This is a genomic window from Caulobacter segnis (assembly GCF_019931575.1).
GTDB classification, from domain to species: Bacteria; Pseudomonadota; Alphaproteobacteria; order Caulobacterales; family Caulobacteraceae; genus Caulobacter; species Caulobacter segnis_C.
Window position 1 is genome coordinate 952,223 of sequence record NZ_CP082923.1, and the last position, 16,354, is coordinate 968,576.

Annotated in this window: 12 protein-coding genes and 1 pseudogene; 5 read left to right on the plus strand and 8 right to left on the minus strand. The window is 69.0% G+C overall.

From position 1 onward, the window contains the following. Positions 1-4: 4 nt before the first annotated feature. Positions 5-337: a hypothetical protein gene (locus K8940_RS04510; RefSeq protein WP_223393333.1), complete on the plus strand. Its 333-nt coding sequence runs from the start codon at positions 5-7 to the stop codon at positions 335-337. A gap of 337 nt (positions 338-674) precedes the next feature. Further along, positions 675-3,164 carry a TonB-dependent receptor gene (locus tag K8940_RS04515; protein WP_223393334.1) on the plus strand — a complete coding sequence of 830 codons (2,490 nt, stop codon included), beginning with the start codon at positions 675-677 and terminating at the stop codon, positions 3,162-3,164. Between the two features lie 52 nt (positions 3,165-3,216). On the opposite strand, the gene K8940_RS04520 is transcribed toward K8940_RS04515, so the two are convergent. Further along, positions 3,217-3,819 (minus strand): TetR/AcrR family transcriptional regulator, encoded by a 603-nt coding sequence (locus tag K8940_RS04520; RefSeq protein ID WP_223393335.1) that lies wholly within the window; start codon positions 3,817-3,819, stop codon positions 3,217-3,219. Positions 3,820-3,928: 109 nt separating this feature from the next. Between K8940_RS04520 and K8940_RS04525 the strand changes: the two genes are divergently transcribed. Next, positions 3,929-4,897 carry an SDR family NAD(P)-dependent oxidoreductase gene (locus tag K8940_RS04525; RefSeq protein WP_223393336.1) on the plus strand — a complete coding sequence of 323 codons (969 nt, stop codon included), beginning with the start codon at positions 3,929-3,931 and terminating at the stop codon, positions 4,895-4,897. 34 nt (positions 4,898-4,931) lie between these two features. Here K8940_RS04525 and K8940_RS04530 read toward each other — a convergent pair. The 6 genes and pseudogenes from K8940_RS04530 to bla all read right to left on the minus strand — a co-directional run. After that, positions 4,932-6,908, minus strand: a pseudogene (locus tag K8940_RS04530) (hypothetical protein); the annotation flags it as partial. 15 nt (positions 6,909-6,923) lie between these two features. After that, the gene (locus tag K8940_RS04535) at positions 6,924-7,124 is read right to left on the minus strand and encodes a hypothetical protein (protein WP_223395985.1); all 201 of its coding nucleotides are present in this window, start codon (positions 7,122-7,124) and stop codon (positions 6,924-6,926) included. A gap of 135 nt (positions 7,125-7,259) precedes the next feature. Beyond that, on the minus strand, positions 7,260-9,911 hold the full coding sequence (locus K8940_RS04540; protein ID WP_223393337.1) for a glycoside hydrolase family 3 C-terminal domain-containing protein: 2,652 nt from the start codon (positions 9,909-9,911) through the stop codon (positions 7,260-7,262). A gap of 217 nt (positions 9,912-10,128) precedes the next feature. After that, positions 10,129-11,745: a sensor histidine kinase gene (locus K8940_RS04545; protein WP_223393338.1), complete on the minus strand. Its 1,617-nt coding sequence runs from the start codon at positions 11,743-11,745 to the stop codon at positions 10,129-10,131. A 138-nt stretch (positions 11,746-11,883) separates the two neighbouring features. Further along, positions 11,884-12,234: a hypothetical protein gene (locus K8940_RS04550; RefSeq protein WP_223393339.1), complete on the minus strand. Its 351-nt coding sequence runs from the start codon at positions 12,232-12,234 to the stop codon at positions 11,884-11,886. Positions 12,235-12,683: 449 nt separating this feature from the next. Further along, positions 12,684-13,451 (minus strand): class A beta-lactamase, encoded by a 768-nt coding sequence (gene bla / locus K8940_RS04555; protein ID WP_263285791.1) that lies wholly within the window; start codon positions 13,449-13,451, stop codon positions 12,684-12,686. A gap of 232 nt (positions 13,452-13,683) precedes the next feature. Between bla and K8940_RS04560 the strand changes: the two genes are divergently transcribed. Both K8940_RS04560 and K8940_RS04565 read left to right on the plus strand, forming a co-directional pair. After that, positions 13,684-14,553, plus strand: a complete 870-nt coding sequence (locus K8940_RS04560) for a LysR family transcriptional regulator (protein ID WP_223393341.1) — start codon at positions 13,684-13,686, stop codon at positions 14,551-14,553. 194 nt (positions 14,554-14,747) lie between these two features. Further along, positions 14,748-15,317, plus strand: coding sequence for an OmpA family protein (locus K8940_RS04565; RefSeq protein ID WP_223393342.1), 570 nt, complete (start codon positions 14,748-14,750; stop codon positions 15,315-15,317). A gap of 160 nt (positions 15,318-15,477) precedes the next feature. Here the strand turns inward: K8940_RS04565 and K8940_RS04570 are convergent, their stop codons facing one another. Further along, on the minus strand, positions 15,478-16,275 hold the full coding sequence (locus tag K8940_RS04570) for an SDR family NAD(P)-dependent oxidoreductase (protein ID WP_223393343.1): 798 nt from the start codon (positions 16,273-16,275) through the stop codon (positions 15,478-15,480). Positions 16,276-16,354: the final 79 nt, after the last annotated feature.

Sequence of the window (16,354 nt, forward strand, 5' to 3'; positions counted from 1 at the left end):
CCGCATGGCCAAAACCACCAAGCTCACCGTCGAGTTCGACATCGAGGTCGACGAAAACCCCTATGTCTGGCGCCTGCACCGCCTGCCGCAATGGTCGTACGACCCGTCCGAGCGGCACGGCAAGGTGATCGCTGCGCGCCACAAGGAAGGCCAGCGCGAGGCGCTGATCGAGTTCCCGCCCGGCCCTCGCCCCAAGTTCAGCGCCCCGCCCCTGAAACCCTCGCAGATCCCCGTGCGCGTCGTCGCCAAGGCCATCGCCTCGGCCATCGAAGCCGGCTGGGAGCCGCTGTCGCGCGGCAAGCCGGTGGTGATCTATGTCGACGAGGAGGGGGCGTGAGCTAACGCCCCGCGCTGCGACACCGTGGTGGAGCCTGCTTTCAGGGCGGACGCCATTTCCCGCTTCCGGCCCACCGCGGACGCGGCCTGCTAGGCCAGCAAGGTTAAAGCCGACGTTCTCCGATCGACGCTCTGTCGAAAGGGCGCGCGGACGCGCGCCCACGTGCAGGGCTGCGCCGTGAGGTGGCGGCAGGTTGCTTTGGCTGGAATTTTAGATGTGGAGATGCATCGAAAGGTTGGTGACAGTAAAGGATCGCCACGTGCGCCACGCATTTACCAAATCACAAACAATCTCATGGTTGAATAGTGGATAATGATAGCGGGAGGCGTGCGACATTATGAAGCTATTCTACATTTCGGCGGTCTTGGCTCCGCTTCTATTTGTCGCACCTTCGTGCGCACTGGCAGAAACCGCCGTGGCCAAAGCCGGGGCTGGAAAGCGGGAGACAAACGCGCCGGCCAGCCGTGAGGAGGTCTTCTCCACGGGCGTCGCCAAGGGGCGCGACCGACTGGACAGCGCAACCTCGACAAGCGCGCTGCGCGAGAAGGACATCGAGGTCCTGGGCGGCCGTTCGCTGGGCGACTTGCTCCGCAACCTGCCGGGTATCAGGACCGAGTCGTCCACCGGCGACGGCAGTTCCGCCTACACGATCCGCGGCCTGCCCCTGGCGTCCGGCGGGTCGAAATACATGCAGCTTCAGGAAGACGGCCTGCCGGTCCTGGAATTCGGCGACTTCTTCAACGGCGCGTCCGACATCTACATTCGCGCCGACCTCAACCTCTCCGCGATCGAGTCCATCCGCGGCGGCTCGTCTTCAACGTTCGCGTCGAACTCGCCGGCCGGCGTGATCAACCTGATCTCCAAGACCGGCGACGTGGCTGGCGGCGCGGTCCAGCTGAGCACCGGGCTCGACTACGACACCAAGCGTGTGGACTTCGAGTACGGCGCGCCCATCAACGACAGCTGGCGGTTTCACATCGGCGGCTTCTACCGGGTCGGCGAAGGGCCGCGCCGGGTCGGCTTCAACGCCTTCAAGGGCGGTCAGCTGAAGTTCAACGTCACCAAGCAGTTTTCCAACGGGTACGTCCGGCTCTCGGGCAAGTATCTGGACGACCGCTCGCCGCACTATCTGCCGGGCCCGGTGCGCATCACCGGAACCAATGACAACCCGGTCTACGGCAGCTTCAATACCTACGATGTCCGGCGCGACTCGATGCTCTCGGGCTATCTGGGCAATCTTGTCACGCTGGACGCCGACAACAAGCCCGCCGAGCTTCCGGTCAGCCAGGGCCAGAGCGCCCTGGTGAAATCGATCGGCCTGGAATCGCAGTTCGAGGTCGCCGGCTGGACGGTCACCCAGCGCGGCCGGTATTCCGACATCCAGGGCGGGACGACCCGCAACCTGGTCTCGGCGATCTATTCGGGGAGCGCGCTGCCGGCCTCGCTGGGCGGCGGCGCGGGAACCTTCGCCTACGCCACGGGCCCGCGCGCCGGCCAGGTCATCACCAATCTCGGCGCCCTCAACGGCAACGGCCTGGTTGTCGCGAGCTCGCTGAACCGGATCGAGTCGCGCTCGCTGAACAACTTCATCAACGATCTGCGCGCCACCCGCGCGTATGGGGTCGGCAAGGGCGAGCTGACGGTGACGGGCGGGATCTACAAGTCGCTTCAGGATTACACCAGCGATTGGCTGTACAGTAACCACATCCAGGATGTGGCGGACGACGGCAATTCGGCGTTGATCAACTACACCAACGCCGCGGGCGTCCGGCAGACCCAGAACGGCTATCTGGGGTTCAATCGGTCCGGCTCCACCGCCTTTTTCCGGCGTGACTACGACGTCCGGTACAACATCACCGCGCCCTACGGGTCGCTCAACTATCGCTTCGGCAAGGTCGCGATCGGGGGCAGCGTCCGCTACGACTCGGGCCGAGTGCGCGGCCAACTGTTCGGGGCGGATTTGGGCGGCGGCCGCGTCGGCATGAAGTCCGTCGACTTCAACGGCGACGGCGTCATTTCCGTCGCGGAATCGAAGACCGCCTTCACGCCGTATGATCGCCCGGCGCCCGTCCACTACAACTACGGCTACGCCAGCTATTCCGTGGGCGTGAACTACCGGGTCGCCGAGCCGTTCGCGGTCTTCGCGCGCTACAGCCGCGGCGCGCGGGCCGGCGCCGACAAGGTGCTGTTCTCGGACAAGGTCAGCACCACGGATGGCCACCTGGTCAACAAGGCCGACGGCTACGACATCGTCAAGCAATTCGAAGGCGGGTTCAAATACCGCGCGCCCAGCTTCACGGTGAACGTCACGGGCTTCAACGCCGACACCGAAGACACGAACGTGCAGGCGGGCGCCATCACCACCGATCGGAACTACACCGCCTATGGCGTGGAAGCCGAAGGGACCTATCGACACGGACCGTTCAGCCTGCGGGGCGGGGTGACCTACACCCACGCCAAGCTCGTCAACGACAAGCTGAACGCCGCCGTCGCCGGCAAGGTCCCGCGCCGCCAGCCGGACTTCATCTACCAGGTAACGCCCCAGTTCGAACTCCGCCAGGTGACGGTCGGGGCCAACATCACCGGCACGACCAGCAGCTGGGTGCAGGACAACAACCTGATGCGGATGCCGGGCTACAAGCTGGTCGACGCCTTCGTTCAGTACCGCCCGACGGATCGCGTGCGACTGATGCTGAATGTCGACAACCTGTTCGACAAGGTCGCCTTCATCGAGATCACCACGCCGTCGGTCCCGGCCAATGGCATCGGCATCGGGCGCGCCGCCAACGGACGCACGATCTCCATGTCGGCCCGCATGAGCTTCTAATCGGTCGAGGAGGCTGCGCGCCAAGGGCGTGCAGCCAGCCTCCCGGGCGAGCTCAGCGCGCCCGCAGCCCCGTCATCATCACGTCCAGCAGCCGTCGGGCGCCGGCGTCCCAGCCGGGTTGTTCGTAGCCGACGCTGAGGCCGCTCATCATTTTCAGGATGTCCTCGAAGCCTATGTCGGGGCGGATGTCGCCGGCCGCGTGGGCGGCTTCGGTCAGCTTCTGCAGCGTCGCCAGGATCGTCCCGCCCGAGCTGGCGTAGAGCCGCGAGCCCTCGCCCGGATCGGCGCGCAGGGCCGGGGCCACCACGCGCTTGGTGGCCATGTAGTCGATCAGCAGGTTCAGCCACGCGCCCAGGGCCTGGCCAGCCGGTCCTTGCGCCAGCAACGCGTCGGCCGAGGCCGCCAGCTGCTGGATCTCGCGCGCATAGACCGCCGCCACCAGCGCCTCGCGCGTGGGGAAGTGGCGGTAGAGGGTGCCGATGCCGACGCCGGCCCGCCGGGCGATGTCCTCCAGCGGCGCCTCGGCCCCCGTCTCGGTGAAGGCCGTCTTGGCCGCCGTCAGCAGCAGGTCGCGGTTGCGCAGGCTGTCGGCGCGGGGTTTGCGCGGGGCCTTTTCCCCGGCCGTCTCAACGGCGGTTTCGGAATCTTCGGGCATCGACCTTGAAAAGCGGAGGTTGCCTCCGAATATGTATCCGGAGCCTTCCTCCATTTAATCCTCCGGATCGGCTCGGACAACACCAAACCCTTCAGGGGACGAGAGAGCCATGAGCAATTCCTTCGGCGCCAAATCCACCACTGACGACGTCCTGGCCGGCGTCGATCTCAAGGGCAGGCGGGTGCTGGTCACCGGTGTCTCGGCCGGCCTGGGCGTCGAGACCGCCCGCGTCCTGGCCGCCCACGGGGCTGACGTGGTCGGCGCGGCGCGCGATCTGGCCAAGGCCGAGACCGCCACCGCCGTCGTGCGCGAGGCGGCCGCGACCAGCGGCGGATCGCTGCAGCTGATCGCGCTGGACCTGGCCGACCTTTCAAGCGTCCGCGCCGCCGCCGACGCGCTGGTCGCTGATGGCAGCGGTTTCGACCTGGTCATCGCCAACGCCGGGGTCATGGCCCCGCCGTTCGGCAAGACCGTCGACGGCTTCGAGACCCAGTTCGGCACCAACCACCTGGGCCACTTCGTGTTCGTCAACCGTATCGCCAGCCTGCTGAAGGCCGGCTCGCGGGTGGTGTCCCTAGCCTCGTCGGGCCACCGCTTCTCGGACGTCAATCTCGAGGACCCGAACTTCGAGACCACGCCTTACGTGCCGTTCGAGGCCTATGGCCGCTCCAAGACCGCCAACATTCTGTTCGCCGTCGAGTTCGACCGTCGCCACAAGGATCGCGGCGTGCGGGCCGTGGCCGTGCATCCGGGCGGCATCCAGACCGAGCTGGCCCGCCACCTGGATCCGGCCTTCATCCAGGGCTGGATCGACCAGCTGAACGCCCAGGCGGCCGAACGTGGCGAGCCGCCGATCGAGTGGAAGACCATCCCCCAGGGCGCGGCGACCAGCGTCTGGGCCGGCGTCGTGGCTCCGGTGGACGAGGTCGGCGGCCTCTATTGCGAGGACTGCCACGTGGCCGAGCTGGTCGAGGACGCCTCGCAGATCCGCGCCGGCGTGCGGTCCTATGCCCTCGACCCGGCCCGCGCCCGGGCCCTGTGGGCGCTGAGCGAGACGATGGTCGGCGAGACGTTCTGAGGCCTTCGGGGCGCGCGCGGGCGCGCCCCGTCCCTCATCCGTAGTGGATGTCGTAGTCGCCCGCGCCGGTCCCGACCGTCAGGCCGGTGACGCCGACCAGGCGGATCAGGCCATCGCCCGTATTGGCCGAAGCGCCCATGTTGACGCCGACCGTGCCGTCCTGGGTGTAGACATAGGTGTCGCCGCCCCAGGTGAAGACCGCTGCGGTGTTGACCGCCACATGGGCCGAGACGGCGATCAGGGCGTCCTGCAGCGAGGTCTTGCCGTCGGCGTAGGTCTGGACGCCGGCGGTCATCGCATGGGCCTGGGCGTCCAGGATCAGATGGTCGACGCCCTTCTGGAAGCCGATGATCTGGGGCGGGCCGCTGAGCGTGGTTCCGTCCTTGATGTGCAGGTTCGACAGGGTCGGCAGCGAGGCGTTGGAGCCCAGGCGGATCGTGTCGGCCCCGGCGCCCAGATAGAGCTTGGCGTCGGCGATGCTCAGCGACCCCTGGATCACGCCGGCGAAGGTCGCCGTCAGGCTGTTGGTCCCGTCGCCCAGGCGGACGGTCTGGGCCTGGCTGCCGGCCTGGAAGTCGTAGGACAGGGTCAAGTCGCCGGCCTGGGTGGCGTCGACATTGGTGAAGCTGCCGGCGATCTGCGCGGTCAGGCTGCCCGCGCCGTCGATGGTCAGGTTGGGCAGGGGACCGCGATAGTTCACGCCCGGGGCGCGGTTGGTCGACCAGCCGTAGATCAGGCCGGCGGTGCTGTCGGTGTCGACATGCAGGAAGAAGGTCCCGTTGTTGTCCTGGGGACCGTCGGCGATGGTGTAGAGGCCGATCGCGCCGCCGTTGGGGACGAAGACCCCGGGCGCGACCACGGCGTCGGTGGTTGGGGCGCCCTGGAAGTGCTGCAGGTGCAGGCCGATCCTCGCGCCATTCTGGGGATCGGCCGGGGCGTAGATCACCGTCGCGTTGGCCGTGTCCTTCAGGATCAGGGTCTGGCTGGCGTCGATGGAGATCGAGCCGCCGGCCAGACTGTAGATCACGCTGGCGCCGGTGAGGCCGGCCGGTATGCCGCCGCTGTGCAGATAGACCGTCTGGAAGCCGCTGATCGCACCCTCCAGCGCCGCGCCGCCGTTGTCGATGTGCAGGACGTTGGCCGTGCCGGTCGCGGTCACGCTGGTTCCCTGGGCCATGCCGCCCTTCAGGGTGACGAGATTGCCGTTCGCGCCCAGGGTCACGGTTCCATACTGGGCTGGCACGCCCAGGGTCGCGGTCGAGGCCCCCAGGGTTCCCAGGTTGAGGATGTCGTGGCCGTCGGCGGTGGTGATCGTTCCGTAGATCGTCCCTGTTACGAAGATCGAGTCTTCGCCCGCCCCCGCGTCGATGATCACCCCGGCGTTGAGGCCGGCCGAGCCTCGGATGATGTCCCCGTCGGAAGTGGACCTCTGGTCGGAATCGGTCGCCGAGGGGGAGATCGGCTTGTCGGGCGAAGCGGTCAACACCGCGCCGGTGCTTGAGGGCTGCCGCATCCCATAGCTCGTGATCAGGTCGCTGCGGAAGGCCGCCACGCCGTCGAAGGCCAGATCGGCCAGGAACATGTCATTGGCCATTGCGTAGAAGCCGAAGTCGGCCTTGACCGCCTCGGCCATCAGCCAGCCGATCAGCGCCGCCTTGGTTCCCAGACCGCTCAGGCCATCGCCGCCGTAGCTGGCGAAGTAGTCGGCGCGTGTGTAGTCGACGCCCGCGCCGTTCGACACCTTGGCGTTCAGGATCGCGTCGATCTTGGCCGCGTCCGGGGTTGAGCCGAAGATCGCCGTATAGGCCTTGACCAGCGTATCGGTGAGGCCGAGCGCGCCGTAGTCGGCGCTGAACCGCGCCTGACCCTCGCCCACCTTGCCCAGGTTGACCGCGAAGTTGATGTAGCGGTTCTCGGTGTTGAACGACTGGTAGTAAGCGCTGTTGAGGCTGTTGCCGTTGGGGCCGCCGGCCGCGACCAGGAAGTCGAAGCCGCCCTCGGACGGCAAGCCGCCGGTGAAGAAGCTTTAGGTCAGGCTGGCGACCGAGGTCGTCCCCGCCGCCAGCCCGATTACCTGGCTCTGGGCGGCCGACAGGGTCAGGGTTCCGGCCTGGACCTGGGCCGACAGGTCGGTCAGCAGGGTCTGGTGGGCGGCCGGGATGTGGGCGTAGTCCGACCGCATCACATTGCCGTACCAGGTCTTCAGGGTCTGCAGGGTGGCAGCCATCTACGCGCGCTCCGCTCCGTCGCCCGCCGCTCGGCGAGCTCGTCCCTTATGGAGCGGAGGCTATATAGGGTTTACTAAACACCCTCAAGCTGAGCTTTGGAGAATTAAACGCCCTAAGGTGGAGATTGGCGCGTTCTAGCCGCCGACCTCCACCCTGGCCGCGACGCCGGCGGGCTTGGCCAGGCCCGGGCGGACGACGGGCTGGCCGCCGCCGATCCAGAGGTCGGCGGCGCCGGGGACGACGCCGCGCTGGCCCTTGTCGTCGACCGTGCTGAAGGCGGCAGGGTCGAGGGCGAAGGTCAGCTTGCGGGTCTCGCCCTTTTTCAGCGTCACGCGCTGGAAGCCCTTCAGCGAGCGGATCGGGGCGCCGGCGACGCCGGGGCGGGTGACGTACAGCTGGGCCACCTCGTCGCCCTCGCGGCCGCCCGTGTTGGTGACGTCGACCGAGACGGTCAGCGGCTGGCCGGGCTTGATCTTGGCCGCGCTCAGGACGGGCTTGCCGTACTTGAAGGTGGTGTAGGACAGGCCATAGCCGAACGGGTACAGCGCCTCGCCGCCGAAGTAGCGATAGGTGCGGCCGGCCATCGTGTAGTCCTTGAACGGCGGCAGCTGCTCGGCCGAGCGGTAGAAGGTCACCGGCAGGCGGCCGGCCGGGCTGTAGTCGCCGGCCAGCAGGCCCGCCACCGCCGTCCCGCCCTCGCCGCCGGGATACCAGGCCTCGACGATGGCCGGGATCTTCTGGTCGGCCCAGTTCACCGACATGGCTGAGCCGTTGACCAGCACCAGCACGGTGGGCTTGCCGGTCGCGGCCAGGCCTTCCAGCAGCTTCTGTTGCGGGCCGGGCAGGTCGAGGCTGGTGCGGTCGCCGCCGGCGAAGCCCGGGGCGTGGACCGGCATCTCTTCGCCCTCGATCCGGGCCGACAGGCCGCCGACGAAGACGATCAGGTCCGCGTCCTTGGTGGCCGCCACGGCCGTGTCGGCGTTGTCGGCGGGCTGGCTCCAGGTCAGGCGCTGGCCGCCGCGACTGCTGTCCTGGCGCGCCTCGATGGTGATCGCATAGGCCTTGCCGGCGGTCAGCATGATGGTCTGGGCCTGGCCCGGATCCTGGATCGTGTCCCAGGCTTCGGCGACCGACTTGCCGTCGATCTTGATGCGCCAGCCGCGCTCGCCGTCGATGGCGAAGCTGTGCGGGCCGCTCTGCGTCGGCGTGACGAAGCCGGTCCAGCGGATCGAGGCCTGCCGCGCGGCCCGCGTCGGCCAGCCCCAGCGGAAGTTGGCGTTGGCGTCGACGCGCGTGGCGGTCGGCGCGCCGGCCAGCTCCAGCCCCGCGAACTCCTCGACCTTCAGCCCCTTGGCCGCGCAGGCGGCGTCCTGGCAGAAGATCGCGTCCGGAGTCGGCGCGCTGGGCGGGCCGATCAGCCCCGTGCCCGCGACATAGGTCACCTTGGCGCCGGGAAAGCGGTCGCGGATCCCGGCCAGCACCGTGACCGGCTTGGACGGCGTGCCGTTGTAGTTGCCGACCAGGGCGTCGACGCTGTCGGCGTTGGGACCGATCACGGCGATCGACTTCGGCGCGGCCTTCAGCGGCAGGAGGCCGTCGTTCTTCAGCAGCACCATGGCCTTTTGCGCGGCCTTCAGGGCCAGGGCGCGGTGGGCCGGCGTGTCGTTGTCGGCGGCGGTGATCTTGCCCCAGGGCCCCGAGCCCGGCGGATCGAACAAGCCGAGGCGCATGCGGCCCTCGAACAGGCGGCGGGCGGCCTGGTCGACCTCGGCCTCGGTCGCCAGGCCTGAGCGCACGGCCTCGACGATGGCCGGGGCTTCGACGCCGTTCGGGCCGCCGAAGTCGCACAGCAGGTCGGTGCCCGCCTTGACCGTCACGGCGAAGGCCTCGGCGGCGGTCTTGCGATAGGCGTGCGAGGTCGGCAGGTAGACGTCGGCGATGGCGGCGCAGTCCGAGACCACGTGGCCGTCGAACTTCCACTGGCCGCGCAGCTTGTCCTTCAGCAGCATGTCGCTGGCGCAGGCCGGCTGGCCGTCGACGGCGTTGTAGGCGCACATCACCGACTGGGCCTTGGCCTGGGTCACCAGGGCCTCGAAGGCCGGCAGGTAGGTGTCCTCCAGGTCGTGGCGCGAGGGGTGGATGTCGTCGCGGTGGCGGTCGGCCTCGGGCCCGCTGTGCACGGCGAAGTGCTTGGCCATGGCCAGGGTCTTCAGGTGGTTCAGGTCGGGACCCTGCAGGCCCTCGACGAAGGCCGAGCCCAGGGTCGCGGTCAGGACCGGGTCCTCGCCCCAGGTCTCCTGGCCCCGGCCCCAGCGCGGGTCGCGGAAGATGTTGATGTTGGGTGACCACACCGTCAGGCCGCGATACTGGGCCGTCGAGCCGTCGGGCGCGACCTTCTCGACATATTTGGCGCGGAACTCGGTGGCGATCGTGTCGGCGATCTCATGGACGAACGGCGCGTCCCAGGTGGCGGCCATGCCGATCGCCTGCGGGAAGACGGTGGCCTCGCCGGCCCGGGCCACGCCGTGCAGCCCCTCGTTCCACCAGTTGTAGGCCGGGACGGAAAGGCGCGGGATCGCGGGGGCGGCGTGGCGCAGCTGGCCGGCCTTCTCTTCCAGCGTCATGCGCGAGACCAGGTCGGCGGCGCGCTGGGCGGCGGGGAGGCTGGGATCCTGGTAGGGCTGGGGCTTGCCGGCGGTCTGGGCCAGGGCCGGCCCGACCAGGGCGGCGGCCAGGATCAGGGCGCTCAGCGAGGGCGCGATGGTCTTTCCAGCGATCTGGCGCATGGTCGTCTTCTCCCCAGTCCCGGCTTGGCCGCCGGTGTCAGCGCGGGGGAGGCTAACAGAAATGATACCGGTAACAAGAGTGGTTCCTTCTCCCCTTGCGGGAGAAGGTGTCAGCGAAGCTGACGGATGAGGGGTTGAAAGACGTGTCCGGCGGGGCGGCGAGACCCCTCACCCGACCGCCTTCGGCGGCCACCCTCTCCCGCAGGGGGAGAGGGGGCTACGCCACGGGAGAGGCCAGCGCCACCGCCGCCACCTGGAACGCTGCCTCGACCGTGAAGCGGCTGCCCAGGCCCAGCTGGCTCTCGACGTCCAGGTCGCCGTCCATCATCTCGACGATCTGGCGGGTGATGCCCAGGCCCAGGCCCGCGCCGCCGGCGCGGCTGACCTGGTCGCCGACCTGTTCGAACGGGCGGAAGATAGCGTCCAGCTGGTCGGCGGCGACGCCGACGCCGGTGTCCTCGACCACGAAGCGCAGGCGGACGCTGGCGGCCTCGGCGGAGACCACGGACACCCGCAGGGTCACGCCGCCGGCCTCGGTGAACTTGATGGCGTTGCCCAGCAGGTTGATCAGCACCTGGCGCACGCGCTTGCGGTCGGCGACGACGGCGGCCGGGACGTCGGGCGCGATGTCGACCGTGAAGTCCAGGCCCTTCTCCTCGGCGGGCAGGCGGAACATGTCGCCGACCCCGGCCAGGCATTCGCGCAGGTCGAACGGCGCGGCGACCAGCTCGAACTTGCCGGCCTCGATCTTGGCGATGTCCAGGATGTCGCTGATCATCGCCAGCAGGTGCTCGCCGCTGGACTGGATGGCCCCGACGGCGTCGCGCTGCTTGGGATCGAGATCGGTGCGGCTCAGCCAGTAGGCGTAGCCGATCACCGCGTTCAGCGGCGTGCGCAGCTCGTGGCTCATATTGCCCAGGAAGCGCGACTTGGCGCTGCTGGCGGCCTTCTCGGCGGCGTGGGCGCTGGCCAGCAGGCGGGCCTCCTGGGCCTGGAGCCGCTGGCGGACCTCGTAGGCGCGGCGCATGCCCAGCACGCGATGGACCAGGAAGCCCCCGCTCAGCACCAGCCAGGCGCCCAGGATGATCAGGTAGAACTGCTCGGTCGAGAGATAGGAGCCCTCGAAGGCGATCTCGTCGACGCTGACGGCCAGGGCGGCGGGCGCCTTGGCGTCGCTGGTGGTGATGGCCACGATGTGGACCTGGTCGAGGTTCGGTCCGGTCCCGCTGGGCGACAGGCCGTGACTGGCTTCCCACCACTGCTCTGGGGCCAGCTGGGCCAGCGGCAGGCGGACCTCGTTGCGGCCCTGGACGACCGGGAAGTCGATCGCCAGCGGCATCAGGTCATCGCGGCTCCGGCCCTGGAGGGGCGGCGGCGGCGAGGTCTTGACCAGCAGGCGCAGGTGGTCGGCCCGGCCGTGGTAGGCGAACCGCAGGGTGACGGTGCGCAGGCGCGAGAAGTCCAGGCCCGCGGTCGGGCGACCGGGGTCCAGCTGCAGGCCATAGCCGCAATAGGGATAGGCGACGCCCGAACGGATCTGGCACGACCAGGCCAGGGGGCGGGCCAGGTCGGGAGAGACGACCGAACCACCGCCGTTCTCGGCGTCGGAGAAGGCGAAGGTCGCGAAGCGCTCGGACTGCGGCGAGAAGACCAGCCGCTGGGTGGTGATGGCGCTCTTGCCCAGCACGGCGGCGAAGGTGATGGCCAGCAGCAGGAAGACCGCCGCTTCCAGCTTCAGGTTGGCGTAGGCCAGCCACGGCTTGCGGCCGCGGGCGGCGCGGCTGACGGCGAGCGCCGTCGTCGTCGCGGCTTGATGGTCGAGACCCTTGGGCAAGCTCTTTCCCCGGCCCCCTCGAACCGTTCGAGGGCATGGCGCAAACATCCTTGTCGTCCGTCCTACAAGAACAGCGTTTCCCCATCGTTTAGGCGAGTGCGACAATTTGGCTCGCGGATGCCGATATTGGGGAAGACCCTACCGGCGTCCCATCCGCGCCAGGGCGGCCTGCATGGCCGCCGCCTGGGCCGCCGGGGCCCTGGGCGGCGGGGGCGTGGCTGGCGGGGCGGCGTCGGTCTGGATCGAAGCGATCGCCGCCTCCAGCGGCGTCCGGCGGGGCTTGTCGTCGCGCGGCGGCGGGACCAGGGCGGCGATCCGGCGGGCCTCGACGGCCAGCTGGCCGGCCAGCCGAGCCTTGTCGCGGGCCTTGGCCAGCACGGCCGGATCGTCGCTGGACTCGATCAGGGCCCAGGCGGCGTCGATCGCGGCCATCAGCTTCTTCTGCAGGGTTTCGCACCAGCTGCGGGCGGGGGTGTCGGTGTGGCTCATGGCGGTAAAGCATGAGGCCGCCGGGAGGGCCGGGGACAAGGAGCCGACGTTTTTGTGTAAGGGGCTGTCGGAAAACGGAAACGTTGGTTTTTTAGCGGGGATATCCACGGGTGTTCAGGACCATCTCCTCCCCTCTTGGGGGAGGGGGACCGCCGAACGGCGGTGGAGGGGGCTTTGGGGCGGGGCCTCTTCAGCACCGCTTGCGCGGACCCCCTCCGTCTCGCTGCGTATCCGCATCGATCCACCTCCCCCTAATGGGAGGAGGGGTGTGTGTTGATCTCCTCCCCTCTTGGGGGAGGGGGACCGGCGAACGCCGGTGGAGGGGGCTTGGGGCGAGGCCTATGCAGAACCGCTTGCGCGGACCCCCTCCGTCTCGCTGCGTATCCGCATCGATCCACCTCCCCCTGATGGGGAGGAGAGACGCCATTCCTGTGGATAACTTTCCGCCTCTACCCCCCGAACCCCGACGCCACGACCGCCCGCGCCACCCGCGCATGCACCGCGCTGCGGGCGTCGTCGTCGCTGCTGCCCCGGTCGTGGAAGCAGGCGATCAGGATCGGCTTGCGGCCCGGCGGCCAGGCGATGGCGATGTCGTTGGTGGTGTCCTTGCCGTTGTTGCCGGTCTTGTCGCCGACCCGCCAGCCGCGCGGCAGGCCCGCCCGCAGCCGCTTGTCGCCGGTGCGGTTGGCCACCAGCCAGTCGGTCAGTTGCTTGCGCGAGGCGGGGCTGAGGGCGTCGTCCAGCAGCAGGGTTCGCCAGGTCGCCAGGATCGCCGTCGGGGTGGTGGTGTCGCGCGGATCGTCGGGGACGCCGGTGTTCAGCTCGGGCTCGCGACGGTCGCTGCGGGTGGTCTGGTCGCCGATGGCGCGCAGGAAGCGGGTCAGGTCGGCGGGCGAGCCGAGGGCGTCGAACAACAGGTTGGCCGAGGCGTTGTCGCTCCAGGTGATGGTCGCCTCGCACAGGGCCCCGATGGTCAGACCGTCCTCAAGGTGCTTCTCGACCACCGGCGAATTGCCCATCAGCACGTCGCGGCCAAAGGTGACCCGGCGGTCCAGCCGCTCGCGGCCTTGGTCGACCCGGCGCAGGATGGCGGCCGACAGCGGCGCCTTGATCGTGCTGCACATGCGGAAGCGCTGGTCGCCGCGCCAGGCGAACCGCCGGCCGGTCTGGGTGTCCAGCACCGCCACGCCCAGGCGGCCGCCGCTGGCCTGCTCCAATTCGTTAATACGTGAAGTAAGGTCGGAAGTCGGCTTGCTGGCGAAAAGCGCGGCGTTCGCCAAGTCCGGCGAAAGTCCAGGCGCGAGGGCGGGCGCGGCCGCCAGGGCCGTTATCAGCGTTCTGCGATTTAGCATTCGGGGGTCTCCTTGCCCGCCAACCCTGCCCGGCGCTGGCCTTCGCCACAAACGACGATACCTTGGCGGAGCCATTAGATTAGTTAGGGTCTTGCATATGAGTCGCGCCCAGCTGCCCCTGAACGCCCTGCGCGCCTTCGAGGCCTCGGCCCGCCACCTGTCGTTCACGCGGGCGGCGATCGAGCTGTGCGTGACCCAGGCGGCCGTCAGCCACCAGGTGAAGGGGCTGGAGGCGCGGCTGGGCGCGGCCCTGTTCCGCCGCCTCCCGCGCGGCCTGGCCCTGACCGACGAGGGCTTGGCCCTGCTGCCCAGCGTGCGGGACTCGTTCGACAAGCTGGGCGACGTCCTGGCCCGGTTCGAGGGCGGCCGGGTGCTGGAGGTCTTGAGCGTCGGGGTGGTGGGCACCTTCGCGGTGGGCTGGCTGCTGCCGCGCCTGCCGGCCTTTCGCGAGGCCCACCCGTTCGTCGACCTGCGGCTCTTCACCAACAACAACCGCACCGACCTGGCGGGCGAGGGGCTGGACTGCGCGGTGCGGTTCGGCGACGGCGCCTGGCACGGGACCGAGGCCGCGCCGCTGTTCGCGGCGCCGATGAGCCCGCTGTGCGCGCCGGCCCTGGCCGAACGGCTCGCCGAGCCCACGGATCTGTTCGGCGAGACCCTGCTGCGCAGCTACCGCGCGGCCGACTGGCCCGACTGGTTCGCCGCCGCCGGCCTGTCGCCGCCGCCGATCCGGGGGCCGGTGTTCGACAGCTCCTGGGTGATGGTCGAGGCGGCGATGCAGGGATTGGGGGTGGCGCTGGCCCCGCCGATGATGTTTGCTCGCGACCTGCAGCAGGGGCGCCTGGTCCGCCCCTTCCAGACTCAGGTCAGCGCCGGCCGCTACTGGCTCACCTGGCTGAAGTCCAAGGCTCCGAGTCCCGCGCTTCGGGCCTTCCAGGCGTGGCTTTCGCGCACTTCAGAAGAATAAAAAACTTCGGAACCAAATTCCGGGCACGGCGCTTGCGCGCGGTATTAAAGTCTCCGAATTGTCGAGCTGTATCAATGGTCTAGCTTGGCCCGGAAGCGCCGGAATCACGCCCATCTTTGGCCTAGTTTGGCTTGCCGAGTTCGTCCCAGCGAGCGTTGCAGGACGCCTCGCGCCCACTACGGATGAGACCCAAAATGATAGCAAGCACGAAGACCATGATGGTCGCCGCCGCCCTGGTGATGGGCGGCCTGTCGGTCAGCGGCTGCGCGACCAAGAAGTACGTGAATACCCAGGTCGGTCAGGTCAATGAGCGGGTCAGCGCTCACGACACCCAGATCGGCGAACTGGACAAGACCTCCAAGGAAGCCCTGGACCGCGCCATCGCGGCCGGCAAGCTGGCCGAGGGCAAGTTCCAGTATGCCCTGGTGCTGTCCGACGACTCGGTGAAGTTCCCGGTCAACGCCGCGAACCTCTCGCCGGAAGCCGAGCAGCGCCTCTCGGAGTTCACCGAGAAGCTGAAGACCGACAACAAGAACGTGTACCTGGAAATCCAGGGCCACACCGACAACTCGGGCTCGAAGGAATACAACGACGAGCTCGGCGAGAAGCGCGCGGAGACCGTGCGCAAGTTCCTGAGCCAGCATGGCGTCGCCCTGAACCGCATGGCGACGATCTCGTACGGCCAGGAAGCCCCTGTCGCCCCGAACGAAACGCGCGAAGGCCGGGCTCAGAACCGCCGCGTGGTCGTGATGGTGCTTTCGTAAGTTTCGCGTTCCAGAGGTCTTTCACTGGGCGGCATCAACCCAGTGACAGACCTCAGGGCGGACTCGCCGGCGCGGGAGTGAGCGCCGCGCCGGCGAGCTTTCCGCCATCAGCGTATGGGGCCGCGGGGCGCGGCCCCTTTCGCGCGTCAGGCGGTCCGGATCAGGCGGTCTTGAAGCGGTCGGCCGGATAGCGGCGCGACAGGTTCGGGGCCAGCGCGCCGCGCGCGGCCTGGAACGCGTTCCAGTCGGCCGGGTCCGGCAGCGACGGGATGGTGACCAGCTCGCCCTGGTCGAAGCCCGCCAGGGCCGCGTCGACCAGGTCGTCGACGTCCATGACCATGTTGGGATCCAGCTCGTTCACGTCGCGGCCGGCCCGCTCCCAGATCTCGGTGCGGGTGGCGCCCGGCAGCACGGCCTGCAGGCGCACGCCGGCGGGGAATTCCTCGCGCAGGGCCTGGGTCAGGTAGAGCACGAAGGCCTTGGTCGCGCCGTACACCGGCGAGCGGAACTCGGGCATCAGCCCCACGACCGAGGCCAGGTTGATGATCGTCCCGCGCTCGCGGGGCACGAAGGCCGACGAGGCCGCCTGCGCCAGACGGGTGACGGCGGTGACGTTCAGCTGGATCAGCCGGTCGATCGCGTCGCGGTCGCTGGTGGAGAAGCCGACGAAGCCGGCCGCGCCGGCGTTGTTGACCAGAATGTCGATGGCCGGATCGGTCGCCAGGCGCTCTTCCAGCGTCACGAGGTCGGCCTTGTCGGTCAGGTCGGCCTTGATGACCTCGACCTTGACGCCGGTCTCGGCGCGCAGGCGCTCGGCCAGGGCGTTCAGGCGGCTCTCGTCGCGGGCCGCCAGGATCAGGTCGTGGCCGCGCTTGGCCAGGCGGTCGGCATAGACCGCGCCGATGCCGGTCGAGGCGCCGGTGATCAGGGCCACGCCCTTGGTGTTGGTGTCGCTCATGGTGGTAAAGCTCAGTCCCTCGCCGAGGCCCCAACGGTCCGGCATTCCGCATAGCTATGAGGTAACTTGCATTTCGCAA